This is a genomic window from Massilia scottii (assembly GCF_030846495.1).
GTDB lineage: Bacteria > Pseudomonadota > Gammaproteobacteria > Burkholderiales > Burkholderiaceae_D > Telluria_A > Telluria_A violaceinigra.
Map to the genome: position 1 here is coordinate 95,766 of NZ_JAVCWM010000014.1, position 20,417 is coordinate 116,182.

The following is a 20,417-nucleotide window of genomic DNA, read 5'->3' on the forward strand; positions in this document are numbered from 1 at the left end:
CCCACGGGAAACAGAATTTCATGGATGAGGCCACGATGAAGCCAACCCCCACACGCTGCAAGCTCCTGGCGGGTACGGCGCTTTTACTGATCTCTACCTACGCCTCAGCAACATCGGATGCGCAGGCGCGTCTTGACAGATATTACGAGGCCTCCGCATCGGTTGCGCAGAGTGACATGCCGGAACGACGCAAGGCAGCGATGATCGATGCAATCTTTTCCAGCAGCTTCAAGGAGATCGGCGGATCGATTCCGGATGAGGATCTGCTTCCCGTGTTTCAGGCAACCCTTTCCACGCTGTTTTATACGGTTGATAAAAATAAACTGCCGCTGATGGAAAAGATTTTTCGCCGCATGGCGACATTGAAAATAGCAAAATCCGCGGATTATGAAAACATGTTGCAGGCATACCTTGCGGTTCGCGATTTCCAAGGCGCAAATGCTTTTCTATCGCGCTACCACAAACGTGCGCAGGAACGGCGTATCATATCCATCGACCCCTTGCCGTCATCCGCGAAACAACGTACCGAGTGGCAAGTAGGAGAAGCACGGCGCCTGATCCGCCGCCCCGTCGATATGCCGGATGGGATATTTCTTGTCATACTCGCGTCGCCGCACTGTCACTTTGCGACCGATGCCGTATTGGCGATGGAAAGCGACACAGCGCTGCGTCCGTTATTAAAAAACCGCATCAAACTGTTGGCCATTCAGGACTTGAGTTTTGATTATGACGCGTTTATTGCCTGGAACCGCTCGCATCCGTCCTTGCCCTATGCGCTCATCCATAGTCGCAGCGAATGGCCGGAGGTATCGAGTATCACGCTCCCGACCTTCGCTTTCTATCGGGATGGAAAGTTGTTGAAAGAGTTTTCCCGATGGCCCGAGGGAGGGAATATGGAACAGATTTACCGTGGATTCGGAATAAGCCATCCGACTGTGGCAATGGGTGGCAGGCGCCAGAATTCTTCAGATAGCGAGTGATGTGCGATGAAACATCCGGTGCAACCATGTCAGCATGCAGAACGGCCGATGTCGGCGGCAACCATCACCGCAGCCGCTATCGTGGGTGCGGTGGGGCTGATATCGGCATCCTTCTGGATGGCCCGCGACAAGCCTGCTGCGCCGGTGCCGGCACGCAGCAACATGGCGGCACCGGCGACCGCCGGCACGACAACGGCGCATGCCAGCTCCGCCGTCGCCGCGACGCAAGCGGTGGCAGGCGACGTTTGCCTGCCGCCCTTGCGCGAGGCCCCCGGCCCATCGTCCGATGAACAGGTGCGGAAAACCATCCGTACCGCTCTTGCCCGAAACATGGATGTGTTGGCGCTGGCCGGGCTGTCCCAGCGCGGCGATGAAGGCGCCGCACTGGCGCTGTTTCAGCAGGTAAGGCCGTGTGCGAACACGACGCGCTATCTCGACAGCATGGAGTTTTCGATCGACGACATCCGTTACATTGGCGCGGCCGGGTGCCGGCGGCTTCCCGCCGGGCTGCTTGCCAACCCCATCAACATTCTCATCCCGGCGGCCGATGCGGGGTCGACTGCCGCAAAGTTATTGGTATCGAAAAACGCGCCGACAGTCGCCGCCGTGCAGCAGGCGGTCGGCGGGGCGTCGGCCAACGACATCGCCGGACTCCTGGCGATCGCCGAACGCTACGGCAAGGATGCGGCCAGCGCCGGATCGGCCAGCGCGGCGGCGTGGCTTGCGCAAGCCTATTTGAACGGAACCTTTGGCAGCAAGCGCGCGCAGGCTGCGTACGCGATCACCTATGAAATGAACCAGGCACTGCAGGGCGAAGAGAACCGGTCCCGACTGCGCTATCTGTACGGCCGGATGTCCGGCACCGACCTGACCGGCGTGCGCTCCATGCTCGACCGCTGCCGCGCCCGCAAGGAAGCGGAAGCGTCATCGGTGCTGATCTCACCGTTCCGGTAGCGGCTGGCTGGAACAGCGGCGCCGCATGGAAGCGCGGCGCCCCGCTCTTTTGCGAACGTGCCTGGCTACTGCGACACCACAAGCGCCTGCCTGATGTAGTTGCCTTCGCCTGCCTCGCGCAGCATGAAGGCGGCAAGGTCGGCACGCGACAGCCTGCCCGCGACGCCGGGTTTGAGTGCCGTCCCGGCGCGATAGCTGCCGCTTCGTGCGCCATTCGTCAGTATGGGAGGACGCACCAGGGTCCAGTCGAGCCCACTGTCGCGCACCAGCGCTTCCATGCCATCCTTGTCGCGCATCTTCGCGGCGATGAGCTTGCGGATAAAGCGGATGAACAGGGAGGCATGCCGCGTTTCCGAGGCGCCGTACGCGCTCAATGCGACAAGGCGCCGCGCGCCAGCCGTGGTCATCGCCTGCATGATGCTGCGCGCGCCCTCGGTACAAATGGCGGACGCGTCGCCCTTGCGCGCGCCGAACACGCTGATGACGGCATCGGCGCCCTGCACCACGCTGCCGACGATGGCCGGCTGCGCAAGGGTGCCGACAACGATCCGCAGGCGCGGATGCGCGACGGGCAAACCGTCCGCGTGGCGCACCAGCGCCCGGACCTGGTGGCCCGCGTCCAACGCCTGCTCGACCAGGTGGCGGCCGGTGGCCCCCGTCGCGCCGAAAATGGCCAGGTTCATGCCGCAGCTTCCAGCGACGCCAGGACGGCCAGCGCCGGCGCTGTCAGCGCAGGTGCGCCGGCAAGGAAGCCACCGCTGTCCGTGTTCCACGGCGCGCCGTGCAGATCGCTTACCCGGCCGCCCGCTTCGGCAACCAGCAAGGCGCCGGCAAGCAGGCCGGAGCGCACCTGGCTGGCTTGCCAGAACAGATCCTGATGGCCCGCCGCGACGCGGATCAGCTGCAGCGTGGACGGCACCGACACCTGCACCACCAGCGCCGCTTCCAGCATCGCGGCGACCGACCGTCCGATGTGCAGGTAGGCAGCGGTCCCTTCGTCCGGCGCAGCCTGGCCGGTACCCACCATGGCCGTGCGCAAATCGGATTTCGACGAGGCATTCAGGCGCGTCCCGTTGAGCCACGCACCGCCCCCGCTCAGCGCGGTATAGGTGGCGCCGCTGAGCGGCAGATGGACCGCGCATAGCACGGGCGCGTTGTCGCGCACCAGCGTCGCCGTGACGCCCCAGTCCGGCAAGCCGTGAATATGGTTGATGGCCCCTTCCACCGGATCGCACACCCACCACTCGCCCGGCGGCAAGGCGCCGCGGCCCTCCTCGTCCTCGTCCCAGCGGGCGGTGGGGCGGGCGCGCGACAGGGCTTCGCGCAGGATCGTCATCGATACGACGTCGTTGGCCGCGATCGTCGCTGCGATTTCCTGCATGCCCTGCGGCCGCGCGGCAGGGTCGAACAGCGACTTGACCGCGTGGCCGGCCGCCTGCACCGCGGCGACGGTCTGCAGCAGCAGCGCCTGGTCGCTGGCGGTCGGGATAGAAATGGATTCGGGATGGTTCATGCGTGGTTCTTCCTTGGTTGCGTCAGGCGGCTCGATATTGCGCTTGACTTGACCCGGAAATGATATGAGCATGCTGTCGCATGAACAACTCGCAATCGAAGAAGGCGGTCGTGCGCCGGCTGGCGCCAAGGAAGACGCCATCCCAGCCCCGTTCCGCCCATACCGTCGGCGCCATCCTGGAAGGGGCAGCTCACATTCTTGAGCTGCACGGACTTGAAGGATATACAACAAATGCCATCGCCGCCCGCGCCGGCGTGAGCATCGGTTCCCTGTACCAGTATTTTCCGACCAAGGATGCGGTGACGATCGCGCTGATCGAACGGGAATCGGCTGCCTTGGTGCGCGCCGCGGCCGACGCCTTGCAGGGAGAAAATCAGGGCCGCGCGCTGCGTGCGCTCATCGAGGCAGGAATTTACTACCAGTTACGGCGCCCCATGCTGGCAAAGCTGCTCGATGTAGAGCAAGGCCGGCTGGCGCCGCTGATACCAGGCTCGGCCCACGCGCTGGCCCTGCACGCGGCCCTGACGACCTTTCTCGTCGACTATCCGGGTGTTGGCGCGGCGCGGGCCACGCGCACCGCCAGCGAACTGATGGCACTCATCAGCGCCCTGACCGATGCTGCCGGGCGCGTGGAAACGCAGGCGACACCTGCCCTGGCCGATCCGATCGAAGGAGCGGTGCTTGGCTACCTGAACGCGCTGTCGCGTAACGCCGGCGCTTGAATTTGCTGCCGTGTCCGCAGTCACCGAACGGGCAAACGCATCCATACCAATTGTTACAAGCGAAATTCCTTGACCTCGGCGGCTTGCAAGCTAGCGTAACTTCGCTAAAGTGGCTGAACCGGCAAGAAGGAGTTGAATGAAAACGGTCAACATTCATGACGCAAAGACACATCTGTCCACTTTAGTGGAAGAGGCTGCGAAGGGGGAAACCTTTATTATTTCGATGGCCGGGAAACCGATGGTCAAAGTCATGGCACTCGATGCGCAGGCTACCGTTTCGGTCAGGCGCCTGGGCTTTATGACGGGGCACGTGAACATCCCGCAGGATTTCGACACAATGGGAAAAAGTGAGATCGAATCCATGTTTGAAGACGGCAGGTGAAACTGCTGCTGGAAAAGATCATCAAGATGCCCTTCGAATGGATCTACTCTTCCCAGCGCGCCACCACGTCGAACGAAACAGGGTCGGCATTGCCGACCTGGGCCCACAGCGCCTCCTCCTCGTCCTGGCTGATCCACGACAGCACCATCTCCGGACGCGCCCGGTAGCCCAGCTTGTAGGGCCGCTCCATCAGCGGCTTGGCCAGGCAGGCGCGCAGCAGATCCTGAAGCGCGGGTTCGAGCAGATCGATCACCCGGGCGACGTCGGCCCGTACATACCCTTCCGGATCGTCGCCGGCCTCCTCGTCAAGTTCGGTCAGGTTGGCGAACGCGGCCACGTACTGTCCGGCGACGAAGCGGTCGAAAGTGCTGAAATGCAGGTGCGATGCCCCGGAATCGTGCCACACCATGCACACGCCCTCCTCCCCGCTGTACAAGCGCACCAGGCAGTACGCATCGCCCGCGCCGGAGCGGGCAAACGGCAGAAACACATTGCCTTTCTGCTTGACGGGATTGAGCCACTCGCCGATCACCTCGCCGGCGCGCTGGGCCGACAGCCAGTGAAAGTCATACATCGCCAGCAAAGCCATCTGGTCGGGATCGTCCCGGCTCGCCCGGCCCGACTCGATCAGAGCGCGCAGGGCCGGCGGCAAGGCAATGCCGGTCGACGCGGCCAGCGCATCGAAGGAGTCGCTCATGCGCTTTCTAGCAAGCCGCGTGGTTGACCGTCACCACGTGGATCGCCAGCCCGCCGAGCGAGGTTTCCTTGTACTTGTCCTGCATGTCGGCACCGGTCTGGCGCATGGTTTCGATCACGTCGTCCAGACTGACGAAGTGCGTGCCGTCACCGCGCAGAGCCAGCGAGGCCGCCGTGATCGCCTTGATCGCGCCCATGCCGTTACGCTCGATGCACGGAATCTGTACCAGTCCGCCGATCGGGTCGCACGTCATGCCCAGGTGATGTTCGATGCCGATTTCGGCCGCGTTCTCGATCTGCTCGTTGGTGCCGCCCAGCGCCGCCACCAGTCCGGCCGCAGCCATGGCGCAGGCCACGCCCACTTCGCCCTGGCAGCCGATTTCGGCGCCCGAGATCGAGGCGTTCTTCTTGCACAGCATGCCGATGGCGGCCGACGTGAGCATGAAGTCGCGCACCCCGCGCACCGGATCGCTCGGACGGCAATCCTCGGCGTAGTAGCGCAGCACCGCCGGAATGATGCCGGCCGCGCCGTTGGTCGGCGCCGTCACCACGCGTCCGCCGGCGGCGTTTTCTTCGTTGACCGCCATCGCGTACAGACTGACCAGGTGCAGCGCATCGTGCGGCAGGTCGTTGGCGCGGTTGTCGCCATTGAGCGCATCCTGCGCCTGCTTCCACAGGTTGGCCGCGCGCCGCTTGACGTTCAGGCCACCGGGCAGCTGCCCGCCGGTCACCAGGCCATGCGCGATACAGTCGCGCATCACGTGCCAGATCTTGTCGATGCCGGCGTCGAGCGCCGCGCCATCCATGCGCGCGCATTCGTTCGCGCGCAGCATGTGCGGGATCGTCAGGCCGCTGCTGCGGCCGTGCGCCAGCAACTGGTCCATGGTGCCGAAGCTGTAGGGAATCGGCGCGGTGCTCTCGCCATTGCTCTGGCGCGCCTGCGATTCGCCGGCCGCGTGAATGAAGCCGCCGCCGACCGAGTAGAAAATCCGTTCGATCACGCTGCCGTCATCGAGCTTGAGCGTGAAGCGCATGCCGTTCGGGTGTTCCGGCAGCGAAGAGCTCTTGTGCCAAATTAGGCCGGTGCGGGCCGAAAACGGCACTTCGTGGGTGCCCAGCAGCTTGATCACGCCATCGAGTTCGGCTTCGGCCAGCATGTCCTCGACCCGCTCCGGGTCCACGCCCTGCGGCGTTTCGCCCATCAGGCCGAGGATGACCGCCTTGTCGGTCGCGTGGCCCACGCCCGTCAGGGCCAGCGAGCCATACAGCGCCGCCTCGACGCCCACCGCATGGTCCAGCGGACCGCATTCGACCAGGAAGCGCCGCGCCGCCACCATCGGCCCCACGGTGTGGGAACTCGACGGCCCGATGCCGATTTTGAATAGGTCGAATACGCTCATGTCCATCAGGTGTCCCTTTTATGATTTTTTATGTGTTGTGTGTCGGTGAAGCGAATCAAGCGGCGCGGGTCAGCTTGACATCGATATTGGCCAGCATGTCGGCCACCAGCTGGTCGAGGCCAACCTGCGCCTTCCAGCCCCAGTCGGCCGTGGCCACGCTGTCGTCCAGGCTTTGCGGCCAGCTGGCGGCAATCGCCTGCCGGCTGTCCGGCTTGTAGCCGATCTCGAACGCCGGCAAGGCGCGCTTGATCGCCGCCGCCAGTTCGCCCGGATTGAACGACACGCCGGCCACATTATAGGCAGAACGCACTGCGATTTGTCTAGATGGGGCATCCATCAATTCGATGGTGGCACGGATCGCGTCGGGCATGTAGATCATCGGCAGCGTGGTGTCCGGGCCGAGGAAGCATTCGTAGCGTTCGCCGCGCAGGGCCGCGTGGAAGATCGCGATGGCGTAGTCGGTGGTGCCGCCGCCCGGAGGCGACTTGTAGCTGATGATTCCGGGATAGCGGATGCTGCGCACGTCCACGCCGTATTTGGTGAAGTAGTACTCGCACAGGCGCTCGCCGGCGAGTTTACTGATGCCGTAGATGGTGGTCGGGTCCATCACCGTGTATTGCGGCGTGGCCTGGGGCGGCGTGTTCGGGCCGAAGGCGGCGATCGACGATGGCCAGAACACGCGCAGCGGCTTGCCCGCTTCGCCGCGTTCGCGCGCCACTTCCAGGATATTCAGCAACCCGTCCATGTTCAGGGTCCACGCCTTGAGCGGGGCCTGTTCGCCGGTGGCCGACAGCAGCGCGGCCAGCTGGTAGACCTGGGTGATGCCTTCGTCGGCCACCAGGGCCGTCAGGCGCGCCTTATCGAGCACGTCGAGCTGGGTGTAGCGCGCCGCCTTGTACACGTTGTTGGCGCCGATGTCCGAGGCAATGACGTTGCCGGCGCCATGCTGCTGCGCCAGCGCGCCGACCAGTTCACTGCCAATCTGGCCGTTCGCGCCGATAATGAGAATGCGTTCCATGTGCTTGATTCCGTCTTATTAGTGTTCTTGATTCTTGAGAATGCCCAGCTCGCGCCCGGCCTGTTCGAATGCTGTCAATACCGTGTCGAGCTGTTCGCGCGTGTGCGCGGCCGACAGCTGCACCCTCACCCGCGCCTGCCCCATCGGCACCACCGGGTAGAAGAAGCCGCTCAGCAGCACGCCCAGTTCGTACATGCGCGCCGCGAAGCGCTGCGCCACGGGCGCCTCGAACAGCATCACCGGCACCACCGGGTGCGTGCCCGGCTTGATGGTGAAGCCGATGCGCTCGATCTCCTTGCGGAAGTAGGCGGTGTTTTCGTGCAGGCGGTCGCGCAGTTCGGTCGACTTCGAGATCCGCTCCAGCACCGACAGCGAGGCGCCGGCAATCGATGGCGCCAGCGTGTTCGAGAACAGATACGGACGCGATTTCTGGCGCAGCGTGTCGATCACTTCCTTGCGCGCGGCGGTAAAACCGCCCATCGCGCCGCCCAGCGCCTTGCCCAGGGTGCCGGTGATGATGTCGATGCGCCCCATGACGTTGTGGTGTTCGTGCGTGCCGCGCCCGGTCTTGCCCATGAAGCCGGAGGCATGGCATTCGTCGATCATCACCAGCGCGCCGTATTTGTCGGCCAGGTCGCAGATCTTGTCCAGCTGGGCGATGGTGCCGTCCATCGAGAACACGCCGTCGGTGACGATGACCTTGTGGCGCTTGCCGGCGGCAACCGCGGCCTGCAATTGCACCTCGAGGTCGGCCATGTCGTTGTGCTGGTAGCGATAGCGGCCCGCCTTGCACAGGCGGATGCCGTCGATGATCGAGGCGTGATTGAGCGCGTCGGAGATGATGGCGTCGTTCTCGTCGAACAGCGGCTCGAACACGCCGCCGTTGGCGTCGAAAGCGGCCGCGTACAAGATCGTGTCTTCCGTGCCCAGGAAAGCGGAAATGGCTTTTTCGAGTTCCTTGTGCACGGTCTGGGTGCCGCAGATGAAGCGCACCGACGACAGGCCGTAGCCGTACTTTTCGGTGGCGTCGATCGACGCCTGCTGCGTTTGCAGGTCGCCCGACAGGCCGAGGTAATTGTTGGCGCACATATTAATCAGGGTGCGGCCATCGTCGGCCACCACTTCGGCGCCCTGGCGCGACGCCAGCACGCGTTCCGGCTTGTACAGCCCCTGTTCGCGCAGCGTGTCCAGGTTGTGTTGCAGGCCGCTGAAAAACGCACTCTTCGCTTGCTCGCTCATCATTATTCCTCGTCATGTGGTTGCCGGCTTGACCGACTGTTAAACTATGCTGTACCGTGCTCCGGAGCGCACGACTTCAACCGCATCGTGAAATTCCGTTATGTCGAACACAAATTCAATATAATGGATACTACCCAAGCCGAGTGAACTTGGCAAGCCTCGGTTTGCTTATATGTATGGAAATTTTTTGTTTGAACACTGTTGCGAAAACCTGATGAAACCACCTGTATCGACCAATTCTCCACCTGAAGTAGGCGCCACCCTGCAGCGTTTGCGGCTGGCGCGCGGCCTGACCCTGGAGGACTTGTCCCGGATCGCCGGCGTGTCGAAATCCATGTTATCGCAAATCGAAAGGGAGAAGGCGAACCCCACGATTGCGATCACGTGGCGTTTGGCCAACGCCCTGGGCGTGGCCATCGGCGAGCTGCTGTCGGCCGAAACGCGCCCGGTCGAGACCATCCGCGTGCTCGACGCCCACGAAACGCCGACCCTGCCCGGCACCCACGCCGGCTACGTGCTGCGCATCCTGGGACCGATGGATCTTGCTGGAAAGTACGAGTGGTATGAGCTGACCCTGGCGCCGGGCGGCGAACTGGCCTCGCAGGCCCACGATCCGGGCACCAGCGAGCATATGACGGTGCTGCACGGCACCATGGAGCTGGAAGTGGGCAGCGACAAGAAGAAAATCAAGCTGGGCGGCACGGCGCGTTATCCCGCCGACCAGAACCACGTGATCCGCAATGCCGGCAAGACCGAAGCCAAGGCCTTGCTGGTGGTGGTGCACCGCTGACATGGTGGTCAGGGCCAGCCATCCCTTTCTACAGTCTACGCCGTGGCCAGCTTCAGGCACAGGCCCACGAACGCTTCCGCGCCCCAGCCCACATAGCCGCTGTCGACGATGGTGCGGTCGCTCGCGCCCAGGCGGATCACATAGCCGCACCTGGGCATGCCGCTCGTGTCGAGGCGCCACACGCCGCCTTCGCCCGTGGTCGGCACCGCCGGATAGCTACGCGGCAGCGGCGCCATGAAGTTGCCGCCCAGCGCGGGCTGCACCGACAGGCTCAGGCTGCTGAAATGCTGGCCGCTGACCTGATACGTCCCTTCGATTACGTCGCCGATGACGAAATCGGCATAGCTGCCTGCTCCTGTTGTTATTTTGAAACTTCCGGCCGGAATTCGCGGGCCGGCATTGTCCAGGCGCACGATTGAGGGATTGCCCGCATACACCACATTGGCGGCATCCTTGACTTCCATCCGCACCTGCCAGGCGCCGGTCTTGCCGGCGGTATCCCAGCGCGCGAGTACATTACCCAGCACAAAGATCTCGGCATTGCCGGGCGCGCCGGTGCGGTCTTCCTGATAGGTATAGAAACCGGCCGCGTCGACCGCCTGCGCGATCGTCGGCAGGAAACTCCATACTCCATCGAGCAACTGGCTGCGCGCCAGCGGGAAGGTGTTGGCAAGCAACTGGTCGCCGCTGCCGCCGTTGACGATGACGCGGTATTTCAAGGGGCCGGCGCCGCCGCTGATATCGGCCGGGTTGGCGATATGCCCGGTAATGACGACCTCGCCCCCAAAAGGGCTTTGCACCGCCGTAAAGCCGGCCAGTTGCGCCGGGCCGCTGGCGTAGCCGGCGCCGTCGATGTCTCTCAGCGCCATGCTGCCGATGGTGTCGATGATCGGTGGGTGGCCGGTCGGCGCCGGTCCCCTGCCCGCACGGACATGCACCAGCGTGTCGAGCCGGTTGCCCCAAACGGGAATGTAGTCGGGATCGGCGCACGGCGCGGCCACCTGCCACGACAGGATGGCGCGGATCGGCACCAGCACCGGCCCTTCCTGGCAGGTACGGCGATAGCGGTCCAGGTCGACCGGCAGGAACACCGAGTATTCCAGTCCCTCGCGCGGCATGCGCTCGATATCGTGCACGGTGACCGAGGTGGTGCCGAGACAGGTGTCGAACGTGCCGTTGTCGTTGAAGTCGCCCCAGAAAGTGACGAACTCCTTGCTGCCGGCCGTGCACGGGCCGACCGAGTAGCCGTTCGGCAGCTTGATGCGCAGGACGCCGACCAGCGTGTCCTGCGCATGATTGAGGCCGATGCATTCGAGCTGCTCGTAGCGTGTGCTGCTTTGCGCGGGGAACAGGGTGTCGGCCAGATCGACGTCGAGCTCGGTCAGCACGCCCGTGAAACCCGGCGCCATCAGGACATCGGTCAGTTCGGGCTGGCTGACAAGGTCGTGCAGCTCGCCGAGCGCGTAGCGGTGCGGCTCGACATCGCGGCCCTTGTACAAGGCTTGCAGTTCGCGCGCACCGAGGACTTTCGGCGGGCTGATCTTCACTTCCTGTCTGGCGTCGATCATTTCGGCGAGCACCGGCGGCAGCGACAGCCTGGCATGCTGGAGCAGATCCTCGATCAGGATGATGCGCAGCGGATCGACCCGGATGTGGGTGTTGTGGATATTGCCCCAGACCGGCACGAAATTGGGCGTGTCCGGCGGCGGCGGCACGTTCCACGCCAAAATGGCGCGCACCAGCCATGTATTGTCGAGAAAGCAGAAGCGCTTGGCCGGATCGATGCGCAAGGTGACGGCGTATTCCAGGCGGCGGCGCCCGGTGCTCCCTTCGGGAATGTCGAACGCGGAAAAGCTGGTCAGGCCGGCATCCTGCCAGCTTGCGCCGTCGTCGCGCGACAGATAAAAGCGCACGTATTCCTGCGAGCCGGACGAACAGATGCCGCCGCCGTAACCGTTCGGCTGGAAAATGTAGACCACCGCGTCGAGCCGGTTGAACTGCGGCTGGAAACCGACGCAGGCCAGGCGCTCGTAGGTGGTGTTGAGCTTGATGTTGAGCACGGGCGGAAACGGGCTCGCCTGGATGTTGCCGAAGTAATTCGGATTGCTCATCACCAGCGCGCGGAACCTGGCGCGCTCTTCCGGCACGATGGGCGGCGGCGGACGCTTGGCCGCGGGCGGCTTTGACGCTTGCTTGCGTCCGGGATCGTCGGTTTTCATTATGGGTGCTCCTCATGGGTGGGGTACACAGCCCAGTGTGAACCGCCCGTAGAACAGCTCGCTTATCGTGCGTCAAAGCCCGACAGTGACGCCGGGCTTTACAATTTTGCGTGGAAAATCAGCGCCTTGCCGCGATCATGCGGGTCAGTACCAGCGCCGCCAGCGCGGCCAGCAGGTGCTTGAGCGTGTGGCCGCTGACGGCGTGGATGGCGCCCAGGATGGCGCCGTCGGCCAGTTCGCACAGCTTGGCGAGCACGTACAGGCCGATCGCGATGCCGAACGCCCGCCGCTGCGCGGGCGCGGCGCCGGTCTGCCATTGCAGCAGCGGCACCAGCACCAGCGGGGCCAGCTGGATCAGCAGGTAGGGACCGAGGTTGCCGGTCGCCGACCACCAGAACACGCTGGCCGCACCCAGGCCGCACAGCGCGGCCAGGGTGGGCAGCGGCGCGAAGCGCGTGGGGAAGGCATCGTCCAGCGCGGCGGCGAGCAGCGACACGCAGGCCAGCGCGATCGGCAGGCGGTCCCAGATCAGGCGGGTGTCATCCGGGGCCAGGTGGTACCAGGACGAGCCGACACCGGTCAGCAGGATCGCGGCGAAGAACATGGCGTGGGCCGGCCGCGCGGGGCGCACGTGCAGCAGGCCGAACAGGCCGATGATCAGAAAACCAAGGTTCGACAGCACGTCGGCGGCGTTGGCAAGGCCGGACAGCGAGCGCTCGTCGGCGAAGGCGTGGTAACCGGCGGGCTGCAGGATCGGACCGGCCAGCAGCATGGCGCCGGCCAGGAAGGCGGCAACGTAGAGGGCGATGTTGGGTCGGGCGTGGGCGAGCTGCATGACGTTCCTTTGCTGTGGCGTGGAGGTCACTGTGCATCGGATTGGCGCGGATGGGGGAAAGGCGGCGGGAAGCACCACGGAGCGGAACGCTGAGTGGCGGATGGCGATACCTTGCCTGATTTCATTTACGGCCGGACCGTCCGCCTGCACGCATTGAGCCGGCATAAAAACAGCGTCCGGCGCGCTTGTTTTTTCTCTAAAACGCTTTCTATCGATCACGAATACTGGAGTTCAGCCCGCCCGGGCGACCTCAAGGAGCAGCATCATGAACGTCACGCTATACATCAGCCCTGCCGAGAACCAGCCAGGAAATTACCTGGTGGTCGTCAACGGCGATGGCTTTTACAATTCGGTCAACAAGAAAGTAGGAGCCCGGATTCGCGGGGACGATGAGTGGTTCGATGACACACTCTTCAGTATTGGCGGAAGCGGCATCGAACGCGTAGGGGTGGACGGGAGCTTTTCGCTGTCGAACACCGTTTCCGCCAGCCAGCTGAACGAAGACTGGGGCCAGGATGAGGTGTATGCCCTGGTCAGCGTGGAAGGACTCAGTGGCTCGTTCAGGAGCAACACGATCAAGCGCGATTTCTGAAGCCGGTCCCCGCGCCGCCACCAGCACGGCGAGGGGACGACCGGTTTACTGCGCCGCCACCTTGGCCGGCTCGCTCATGCGCAAGGCCCGGCTGAGGAAGCCCCAGCGGTCCGCCACTTCCTCGATCATCTTGGTGGTCGGCTTGCCGGCGCCATGGCCGGCCTTCACATCGATGCGGATCAGGATCGGCGCCGCGCCTGCCTGCGCTGCCTGCGCCGCCGCCGCGAACTTGAAGCTGTGCGCCGGCACCACGCGGTCGTCATGGTCGGCCGTGGTGATCATGGTCGCCGGATAGCACGATCCCGCCTTCAGGTTATGCAGGGGCGAATACTTCACCAGCGCCTTGAATTCATCGGCGTTCTCGGACGAGCCGTAATCCGAGGTCCAGGCCCAGCCGATCGTGAATTTATGGAAGCGCAGCATATCGAGCACGCCCACCTGCGGAATCGCCGCGCCGAACAGTTCCGGACGCTGCGTCATCGCGGCACCGACCAGCAGGCCGCCGTTGCTGCCGCCGCCGATGGCCAGTTTCGCCGGCGAGGTGACCTTGTTCGCCACCAGCCACTCGGCCGCGCCGATGAAGTCGTCGAACACGTTCTGCTTGTGCAGCTTGGTGCCCGCTTCGTGCCACGCTTCGCCGTACTCGCCGCCGCCGCGCAGGTTGGCTACCACGTACACGCCGCCCATTTCCATCCACGCCAGGTTGGCCGGCGAGAAGGTCGGGGTCAGCGAGACGTTGAAGCCGCCGTAGCCGTACAGGTAAGTCGGATTGCTGCCATCGAGCTTGATGCCCTTTTTGGAGACGATGAACATCGGCACCTTGGTGCCGTCGCGGCTCGTATAGAACTGCTGGCGCGTCTCGAAGCCGCTCGGGTCGAAGTCCACGCTCGGCTTGCGGAACACCGTGCTCACGCCGGTTTTCATGTCGAGGCGGTAGATGGTGGTCGGGTTGGTGAAGCCGGTGAACGAGTAGAAGGTCTCGCTGTCGCCACGCTTGCCGTTAAAGCCCGATACCGAGCCGATGCCGGGCAGCGCGATCTCGCGTACCAGCTTGCCCTTGCGGTCCATCACCTTGACCATGCTGCGCGCATCGGCCAGGTACTCGGCGATGATCTGGTTGTTGACCATCGAGGCGCCAACCAGCGTTTGCGCCGATTCGGGAATGATCTCTTTCCAGTGTTTCTCGGCAGGCTTGCGCGTGTCGATGGCGATCACGCGCGAACGGGTTGCCTTCTTGTCGGTGCTGAAGTAGAACACCGGGCCGTCGTTGTCGATGAAGTTGTAGGACGCCTCGAATTGATCGACCAGCGGCACCACTTTCGAGCCGGGCTTGGTCAGGTCCTTGTAGAAGATGCGGTATTTCGGCGCGGTGCCCTTGGTCGCGGTGATGACGAGGTACTTGCCATCGTTGCTGACCTGGCCGCCGAAGCCCCATTCCTTTTCGTCCGGACGGTCGTAGACCAGCGTGTCTTCGCTCTGCGGCGTGCCGATCTTGTGATAGTACAGCTTCTGGAAGTAGTTGATGCCGGCCAGCTTGGCCGCTTCTTCCGGCGCGTCGTAGCGGCTGTAGAAGAAGCCCTTGCCATCCTTGGTCCACGAGGCCCCGGAGAACTTGACCCACTTCAGGTGGTCGTCCAGGTCCTTGCCGGTGTCGATGTCGCGCACCTTCCACTCGTTCCAGTCCGAGCCCGATGCGGCGGTGCCGTAGGCGAGGTATTTGCCGTCCGGGCTCACCGCGGTGCCGGCCAGGGCGACGGTGCCGTCGGCGGCCAGGGTGTTCGGGTCCAGCAGCAGGCGCGGCTCGTCGCTCAGCGACTTCATTGTGAACAGCACCGACTGGTTCTGCAAGCCGTTATTGCGGCTGTAGAAATAGCGCCCGCTTTCCTTGTACGGCACGCTGTAGCGCTCGTAGTTCCACAGCTTGGTCAGGCGCTCCTTGATGGCGCTGCGCTCGCCGATCTGGCCGAGGTAGGACTGGGTAACCTTGTTCTGGGCGTCGACCCACTCCTTGGTCTCGGCGCTGTTGGCGTCTTCGAGCCAGCGGTACGGGTCGGCGATGCTGGTGCCGTGGTACATATCCTGCTGCTCGACTTTTTTCGTGACCGGATAGGTCGTTGGCGTGCCGCCGGGTGCACAAGCCTGGGTCTGGACCTGGGCCGCTGCTGGTCCGCCGAATGCGGCGAGCAGGCTGGCGACGAGGACTGCATGTCTCATTTGCATGGTTCTGTCTCTTGATGGGATGGGCAACTTTGCCGGGGAAGATAATAGCGCGAAATCCGGGCCGTGGCGATGGCCGGCCGCGCATCACGGCGTGCGAATCAGGCCGAACCGACCGTATCCGGGTACGGCAGCGCGGTTCTGGCCGGCGGGGACCAGGCGGCGATCCAGCCCACCAGCTTGTCGGCGGCGATCGGGCGGCTCATGAAGTAGCCCTGGCCCTGGTCGCAGCCGAGCGCGGCCAGCAGGCGCCACACGGCTTCGCTTTCGATGCCCTCGGCCACCACGCGTAAACCCATGTTGTGACCCAGGTCGATGGTCGAGCGCACGATCTTGGTGTCGCCGATATCGTTTTCCATGTTCAGCACGAACGACTTGTCGATCTTGAGTTCATCGACCGGCAGGCGCTTGAGGTAAGCGAGCGACGAGTAGCCGGTGCCGAAGTCGTCGATCGACAAATCGACGCCCATGGCGTGCAGGCGCTCGAGCGTCTGCTGGGCGCGCACCGGGTCGTCCATGATCGCGCTTTCGGTGATCTCGAGGCAGAACGAGCCGGCCGAGAGCTGGTGGCGCGTGAGGATGTCCCTGAACTTGGCCGGCAGGTCCTGGTCGAGCAGGTCGCGGGTGGACAGGTTGACCGAGATTTTCAGATCGATTCCCTGCCGCTGCAGCTGGCTGCACAGCGCGGCCGACTGGTCCAGCACCCAGCGCGTAAGCACGCGGATAAAACCGGTCTGCTCGGCGAACGGGATGAATTCGTCCGGGAACACGTTGCCGCGTTCGGGATGGACCCAGCGCACCAGCGACTCCACGCCCACCACTTCGCCGGTATCGAGCCTGATCTTGGGCTGCACGTGCAGGCGGAATTCGTTGCGCTCGATGGCGTTGCGCAGTTCCGTGAGCAGGCTGAGGGACTTGGCGCTGGACTTGTCCATGGCCGCGTCGTAGGCCACGGCGCCGTCGTTGCGCTGCTTGGCGGCGTACATCGCCACTTCGGCCATCGACAGCAGCGACTCGGGATCGGCGCCGTTGATCGGAAAGGCGGCCATGCCGAGGCCGGCGCCGATGTCGACCGTCTGGTCTTCCAGCGAGAGCGGCACTTCGAGCGCGCGCAGGATGGCGGCGGCGACCTTGTGCGCATGGTCGGTCGAGGACGCCGGCAGCAGCACCACGAATTCGTCGCCGCCCAGGCGCGCCAGGCAGGCTTGCGGCTGGGTTTCGGCGAGCAGCGCGCGCAGGCGCTCGGCCACCTTTTGCAGCAAGACATCGCCGAAGGCGTGGCCCATGACGTCGTTGACGTGCTTGAAGCGGTCCAGGTCCATCATCAGCACGAACACCACCTGCTCGCGCTGGCGCGCCTCGGCCAGCGCCTCGCCCAGCCGCAGCACGAACTGGGCGCGGTTGGGCAGGTCGGTCAGCGAATCCCAGTACGCCAGGCGCCGGATTTCCTGTTCGCGCTTGGCGATCCCGTCGCGCATGCCGGCGAAGGCCTTGGCCAGGGCCCCGATTTCATCCTTGCGTTCGAGGTCGATGCGGCCGTCGTAGTCGCCCAGCTCCATGCGCCGCGCGGTGCCGGCCAGGTGGCGCAGCGGCTGCGCGATGCGCATCGCGGTGATCACCGCCACCCCGCAGGCGACCAGGGTGGCGACGATGGTGAGGATCATCAGGGTGCGCTGCAGGCCGGTATATTCGGCGGTGGCGTCGTCGATCGAGCGCGCCAGCACCACGTCGGCGTGGCGTCCGCCGTCGATGCCGAGCGGCAGCAGGCGCGCGCTGTAGCGGATGCCGCCGGCGTCGAGATCGAACGGGCGCGCCGTGTTCCCGGGCAGCGCCTGCAGCGCGCGCGCCACGGCCGGCATGGCCGCGGCGGGCAGGGTCGACTCGAACGGCGTCCATGGCCCGTCCGGCTGGCGCGTGAAGATCGCCACTTCCAGCTGCGAGAGCTGGCGCATGTCGAGCACCAGTTGGCGGTCGAGCACGAAACCCATCACCACCCAGGCGATGGTGACCGGCGCCTTGACCGGCATGATCACCACCTGCACCGGACGCTGGTCGACAATGGCGACCGCGCTGGCGCCATCGTTCTGTTCGGCCTGGTCGAGCAGGCCGAGGACCAGCTTTTCGAGCGAGCCGTTCTTGACGATGCCGTTTTCGACGGTGACGCGGCGCTCGCCATCGATCAGCATGGTCATGTCGGCGCGCGCGCGGCGCCCGCTGTTGACCAGCGCCGAGGCGATGGTGGCGCGGTCGTCCTCGTCGCCGTTGCCGATGGCTTGCACGAACGCGGTGTCGCGCGCCAGCACCTGGGCGCTGAAGCGCTGCTTCTGGGCGTTCTGCTCCATCAGCTTGCGGAAGACTTTTTCGCCGTTGACCAGTTCGGTGGCGATACTCGAGCGCGCGTTGGCATTGATGCCTTGCTCGATCACCACCAGGCCGATCGCCTGCACCGCCACGATCAGCACCAGGAACAGGGTGACGATGCGCCCTTCCAGGCTATTGAAACGCAGCATCATGCTAGTAAGGCGCACCGGCGCCCGGCGAGTCCGGATCCGGCGCGGGCGGCTTCATGGTGAGCTTGACGCTGGCGGCGGCGGCGCCCTCGCCCGCCTTGACCGCGACGGCTTGCTCGACGGCGGCGCCGGCCATGTTGAAATGCCAGGACGAGAGCGTGTATTTACCGGCCGCGGGCACCTCGATGCGGGCCACGCCGGCGGCGTCGGTCTTGGCGAAGAACGGGGTATCGACTACCTTGATGTAAGCGAGCATGCGATCGTGGATATTGCAGCCCAGGACGACGATGCCGGCCTTGTCGAACACCTGTGGCGTGGCCGCCACGCCGGAGTAGAGCTTCTGGTCGAATTTCTTGGCGGGCGAGAAGGAATAGATGTGGTGCTTGACCTTGTCGTAGTTCGGGAACGACACCCGGCTGCCGGTCTGGATCACCGATACCAGCGGCAGGAAGCGCAGGCCGCGCTGCTCGATCTCGGCCGCCCTGAGCGTCTTCGGCACGGCCGCGCCGCCGTCCGGCTCGGCCGCCACCACCACGTCGGCCAGCGGCTTGCCGCTGCTGTCATTGACCTGCACCGTGATGGCGGTGGCGGCAGCGGCGGCGCTGGCCAGCGACATCCCGGCCAGGCTGATCAGACGAAGTAATGGTTTCATGGGCGCGCATCCAGGGTGGACAGAAATCCCGCTGGCACGCGGGGCAGGTACAAGCCGTTCGGCGAGCCGTTCGGCGAGCCTATTGTAGCGTCTGGAAGAAAGTTCCGAGCAGAACTTTCAACCGAGTCGGGCGGCAGGCGAAGCATGGGATTTCGGCGCGGCATCAACGGGCGCGGCGGCACGTTAATAGAATGAACACGGTCCTGCCCGGACCGGGCGCGGTGCTTACGCCGCGCCGCGCACACCCTTGCCCAGGCCAGCGTGGGCGATCAGCCACAGGCGCGACTGGTCCAGCGCCGAGCCGATCTCGGCCGGGGTGAGGCGGCGCGCCACGATGGCCTTGTTGGCGTTGGCCGTTTCATCGCCGGCATCGGCCGCGAGCAGCATCCACATGTAGGAGCGCACGGCGTCGCGCGCCACGCCACGCCCGCTGTTGTACATACCGCCCAGGTTGTACTGGGCCAGCGCATGGCCCTGCTCGGCCGCCTGGGTGTACCAGTAGACGGCCATCGCATCATCCTGCGGCACGCCGTGGCCGTTGGCGTACATGACGCCCAGGTTGTTCTGGGCGCTGGCGTCGCCCTGCTCGGCCGCGGTGCGGTACCAGTGCGCGGCCTGGCTGTCGTCGCGCGGCACGCCCTGGCCGCTGGCGTAGATCACGCCGAGGTTGAACTGGGCGTTGGCCGCGCCCTGTTCGGCCGCGCGCCGGTACCATTCGAGCGCGCGGTATTCGTCGCGCGGGGTGCCGCGCCCGTTGGCGTACATGCTGCCCAGATTGTATTGCGCCAGCACGTGGCCCTGTTCGGCCGCGCGCGCGTACCACTGCAGCGCGCGGTGTTCATCCTGCTCGGCGCCCTGGCCGTTGGCCAGCATCACGCCCAGGTTGAACTGGGCATCGCGGTCGCCCTGTTCGGCCGCGCGCTGCAGCCAGGCCACGGCGCGCAAGGGATCGGCGCGCACGCCCACGCCGTCGGCATAGGCCACGCCCACGTGGCGCTGGGCCATCGGGTTGCCCTGGGCCGCGGACTGGCGGAACCAGCACAGCGCCTGCTCGTCGCTGGCCTCCACGCCCTGGCCGCGCTTGTACATCAGACCGAGGTTGAGCTGGGCCACGGCGTCGCTCTGCAGGGCCGCCTTGCGGAACCAGTTCATGGCCTGTTCATAACTGACCGGCGCGCCCTGCCCGGCCAGGTAGCATTCGGCCAGCAGGGTCTGGGCGCTGGCCGAACCCTGCTCGGCGGCGCGCTGGAACCACGCCAGCGCCTGCTCGTGGTTCTGTTCGACGCCCCTCCCCTTGCGGTACATCAGCCCCAGGTTTTGCTGGGCCGACGCCTCGCCCTGTTCTGCCGCGCGGCGGAACCAGCGCGCGGCCTCGGCATCGTTGTGGGCGACGCCGCGGCCATGGTAATACATCGAGCCGAGGTGATTCTGGGCGAATGCCAGCCCTTGCTGGGCCGCCAGCCGCAGCCAGGTGAAAGCGCTGTCGTAATCGCGCTCTTTCTTGCACATCAAACCCAGATTGAACTGGGCGTACGCATTGCCGCGTTCGGCAGCCTGGCGGAACCACATGAAGGTTTGATAGTTCTCGCGGGTGGTATTCTGGCGGTCCATGCTTCATCCTCCGGCGCCAACGCCGTTGAAACTGCAGAATTATGTGGGCTGCAACAGGCAATAAGCGACCTGAGAAGTATTGCTAAA

The 20,417-nt window shown here is 64.8% G+C and carries 18 protein-coding genes; 6 read left to right on the plus strand and 12 right to left on the minus strand.

Annotated elements, in window-relative coordinates; translation table 11 throughout:
- Positions 1-20 precede the first annotated feature (20 nt).
- Together RBA41_RS20110 and RBA41_RS20115 are read left to right on the plus strand one after the other, a co-directional pair.
- On the plus strand, positions 21-980 hold the full coding sequence (locus tag RBA41_RS20110; RefSeq protein WP_306626034.1) for a hypothetical protein: 960 nt from the start codon (positions 21-23) through the stop codon (positions 978-980).
- Between the two features lie 48 nt (positions 981-1,028).
- Complete coding sequence (locus tag RBA41_RS20115) at positions 1,029-1,934, plus strand: hypothetical protein (protein ID WP_306626035.1); 906 nt, start codon at positions 1,029-1,031, stop codon at positions 1,932-1,934.
- A 65-nt stretch (positions 1,935-1,999) separates the two neighbouring features.
- Here RBA41_RS20115 and RBA41_RS20120 read toward each other — a convergent pair whose 3' ends face one another.
- Both RBA41_RS20120 and RBA41_RS20125 read right to left on the minus strand, forming a co-directional pair.
- Positions 2,000-2,617, minus strand: a complete 618-nt coding sequence (locus tag RBA41_RS20120) for an NAD(P)-dependent oxidoreductase (RefSeq protein ID WP_306626036.1) — start codon at positions 2,615-2,617, stop codon at positions 2,000-2,002.
- Positions 2,614-3,447 carry an inositol monophosphatase family protein gene (locus tag RBA41_RS20125; protein WP_306626037.1) on the minus strand — a complete coding sequence of 278 codons (834 nt, stop codon included), beginning with the start codon at positions 3,445-3,447 and terminating at the stop codon, positions 2,614-2,616. The genes RBA41_RS20120 and RBA41_RS20125 overlap by 4 nt, the downstream gene beginning before the upstream one ends.
- A gap of 80 nt (positions 3,448-3,527) precedes the next feature.
- Here RBA41_RS20125 and RBA41_RS20130 point away from each other — a divergent pair, with 80 nt between their 5' ends.
- Positions 3,528-4,169: a TetR/AcrR family transcriptional regulator gene (locus tag RBA41_RS20130; protein WP_306626038.1), complete on the plus strand. Its 642-nt coding sequence runs from the start codon at positions 3,528-3,530 to the stop codon at positions 4,167-4,169.
- 136 nt (positions 4,170-4,305) lie between these two features.
- Positions 4,306-4,551, plus strand: a complete 246-nt coding sequence (locus RBA41_RS20135) for a type II toxin-antitoxin system Phd/YefM family antitoxin (protein WP_306626039.1) — start codon at positions 4,306-4,308, stop codon at positions 4,549-4,551.
- Between the two features lie 43 nt (positions 4,552-4,594).
- Here the strand turns inward: RBA41_RS20135 and RBA41_RS20140 are convergent, their stop codons facing one another.
- The 4 genes from RBA41_RS20140 to kbl are packed head-to-tail and all read right to left on the minus strand — an operon-like array spanning position 4,595 to position 8,904.
- Entirely contained in the window at positions 4,595-5,248 is a 654-nt protein-coding gene (locus tag RBA41_RS20140) for an SMI1/KNR4 family protein (protein WP_306626040.1), read from the minus strand.
- A 7-nt stretch (positions 5,249-5,255) separates the two neighbouring features.
- Positions 5,256-6,653, minus strand: coding sequence for an L-serine ammonia-lyase (locus RBA41_RS20145; RefSeq protein WP_306626041.1), 1,398 nt, complete (start codon positions 6,651-6,653; stop codon positions 5,256-5,258).
- 49 nt (positions 6,654-6,702) lie between these two features.
- Positions 6,703-7,665, minus strand: coding sequence for an NAD-dependent epimerase/dehydratase family protein (locus RBA41_RS20150; RefSeq protein ID WP_306626042.1), 963 nt, complete (start codon positions 7,663-7,665; stop codon positions 6,703-6,705).
- Between the two features lie 18 nt (positions 7,666-7,683).
- Positions 7,684-8,904, minus strand: coding sequence for a glycine C-acetyltransferase (gene kbl, locus RBA41_RS20155; RefSeq protein ID WP_306626043.1), 1,221 nt, complete (start codon positions 8,902-8,904; stop codon positions 7,684-7,686).
- Between the two features lie 214 nt (positions 8,905-9,118).
- On the opposite strand from kbl, the gene RBA41_RS20160 reads away from it, so the two are divergent.
- Positions 9,119-9,694: a helix-turn-helix domain-containing protein gene (locus RBA41_RS20160; RefSeq protein WP_099882727.1), complete on the plus strand. Its 576-nt coding sequence runs from the start codon at positions 9,119-9,121 to the stop codon at positions 9,692-9,694.
- 35 nt (positions 9,695-9,729) lie between these two features.
- On the opposite strand, the gene RBA41_RS20165 is transcribed toward RBA41_RS20160, so the two are convergent.
- Both RBA41_RS20165 and RBA41_RS20170 read right to left on the minus strand, forming a co-directional pair.
- Entirely contained in the window at positions 9,730-11,913 is a 2,184-nt protein-coding gene (locus RBA41_RS20165; protein ID WP_306626044.1) for a hypothetical protein, read from the minus strand.
- Between the two features lie 118 nt (positions 11,914-12,031).
- Positions 12,032-12,748: a hypothetical protein gene (locus tag RBA41_RS20170; RefSeq protein ID WP_306626045.1), complete on the minus strand. Its 717-nt coding sequence runs from the start codon at positions 12,746-12,748 to the stop codon at positions 12,032-12,034.
- A 265-nt stretch (positions 12,749-13,013) separates the two neighbouring features.
- Between RBA41_RS20170 and RBA41_RS20175 the strand changes: the two genes are divergently transcribed.
- Entirely contained in the window at positions 13,014-13,340 is a 327-nt protein-coding gene (locus tag RBA41_RS20175) for a hypothetical protein (RefSeq protein ID WP_306626046.1), read from the plus strand.
- 45 nt (positions 13,341-13,385) lie between these two features.
- On the opposite strand, the gene RBA41_RS20180 is transcribed toward RBA41_RS20175, so the two are convergent.
- The 4 genes from RBA41_RS20180 to RBA41_RS20195 form a co-directional block, all read right to left on the minus strand.
- A complete protein-coding gene (locus RBA41_RS20180; RefSeq protein WP_374709574.1) occupies positions 13,386-15,560 on the minus strand; it encodes a prolyl oligopeptidase family serine peptidase in 2,175 nt (724 codons plus the stop codon).
- Between the two features lie 98 nt (positions 15,561-15,658).
- A complete protein-coding gene (locus tag RBA41_RS20185; protein WP_306626048.1) occupies positions 15,659-18,070 on the minus strand; it encodes a putative bifunctional diguanylate cyclase/phosphodiesterase in 2,412 nt (803 codons plus the stop codon).
- Between the two features lies 1 nt (position 18,071).
- Positions 18,072-18,719 carry a methylamine utilization protein gene (locus RBA41_RS20190; RefSeq protein WP_306626049.1) on the minus strand — a complete coding sequence of 216 codons (648 nt, stop codon included), beginning with the start codon at positions 18,717-18,719 and terminating at the stop codon, positions 18,072-18,074.
- A 225-nt stretch (positions 18,720-18,944) separates the two neighbouring features.
- Positions 18,945-20,330, minus strand: coding sequence for a tetratricopeptide repeat protein (locus RBA41_RS20195; protein ID WP_306626050.1), 1,386 nt, complete (start codon positions 20,328-20,330; stop codon positions 18,945-18,947).
- Positions 20,331-20,417 lie beyond the last annotated feature (87 nt).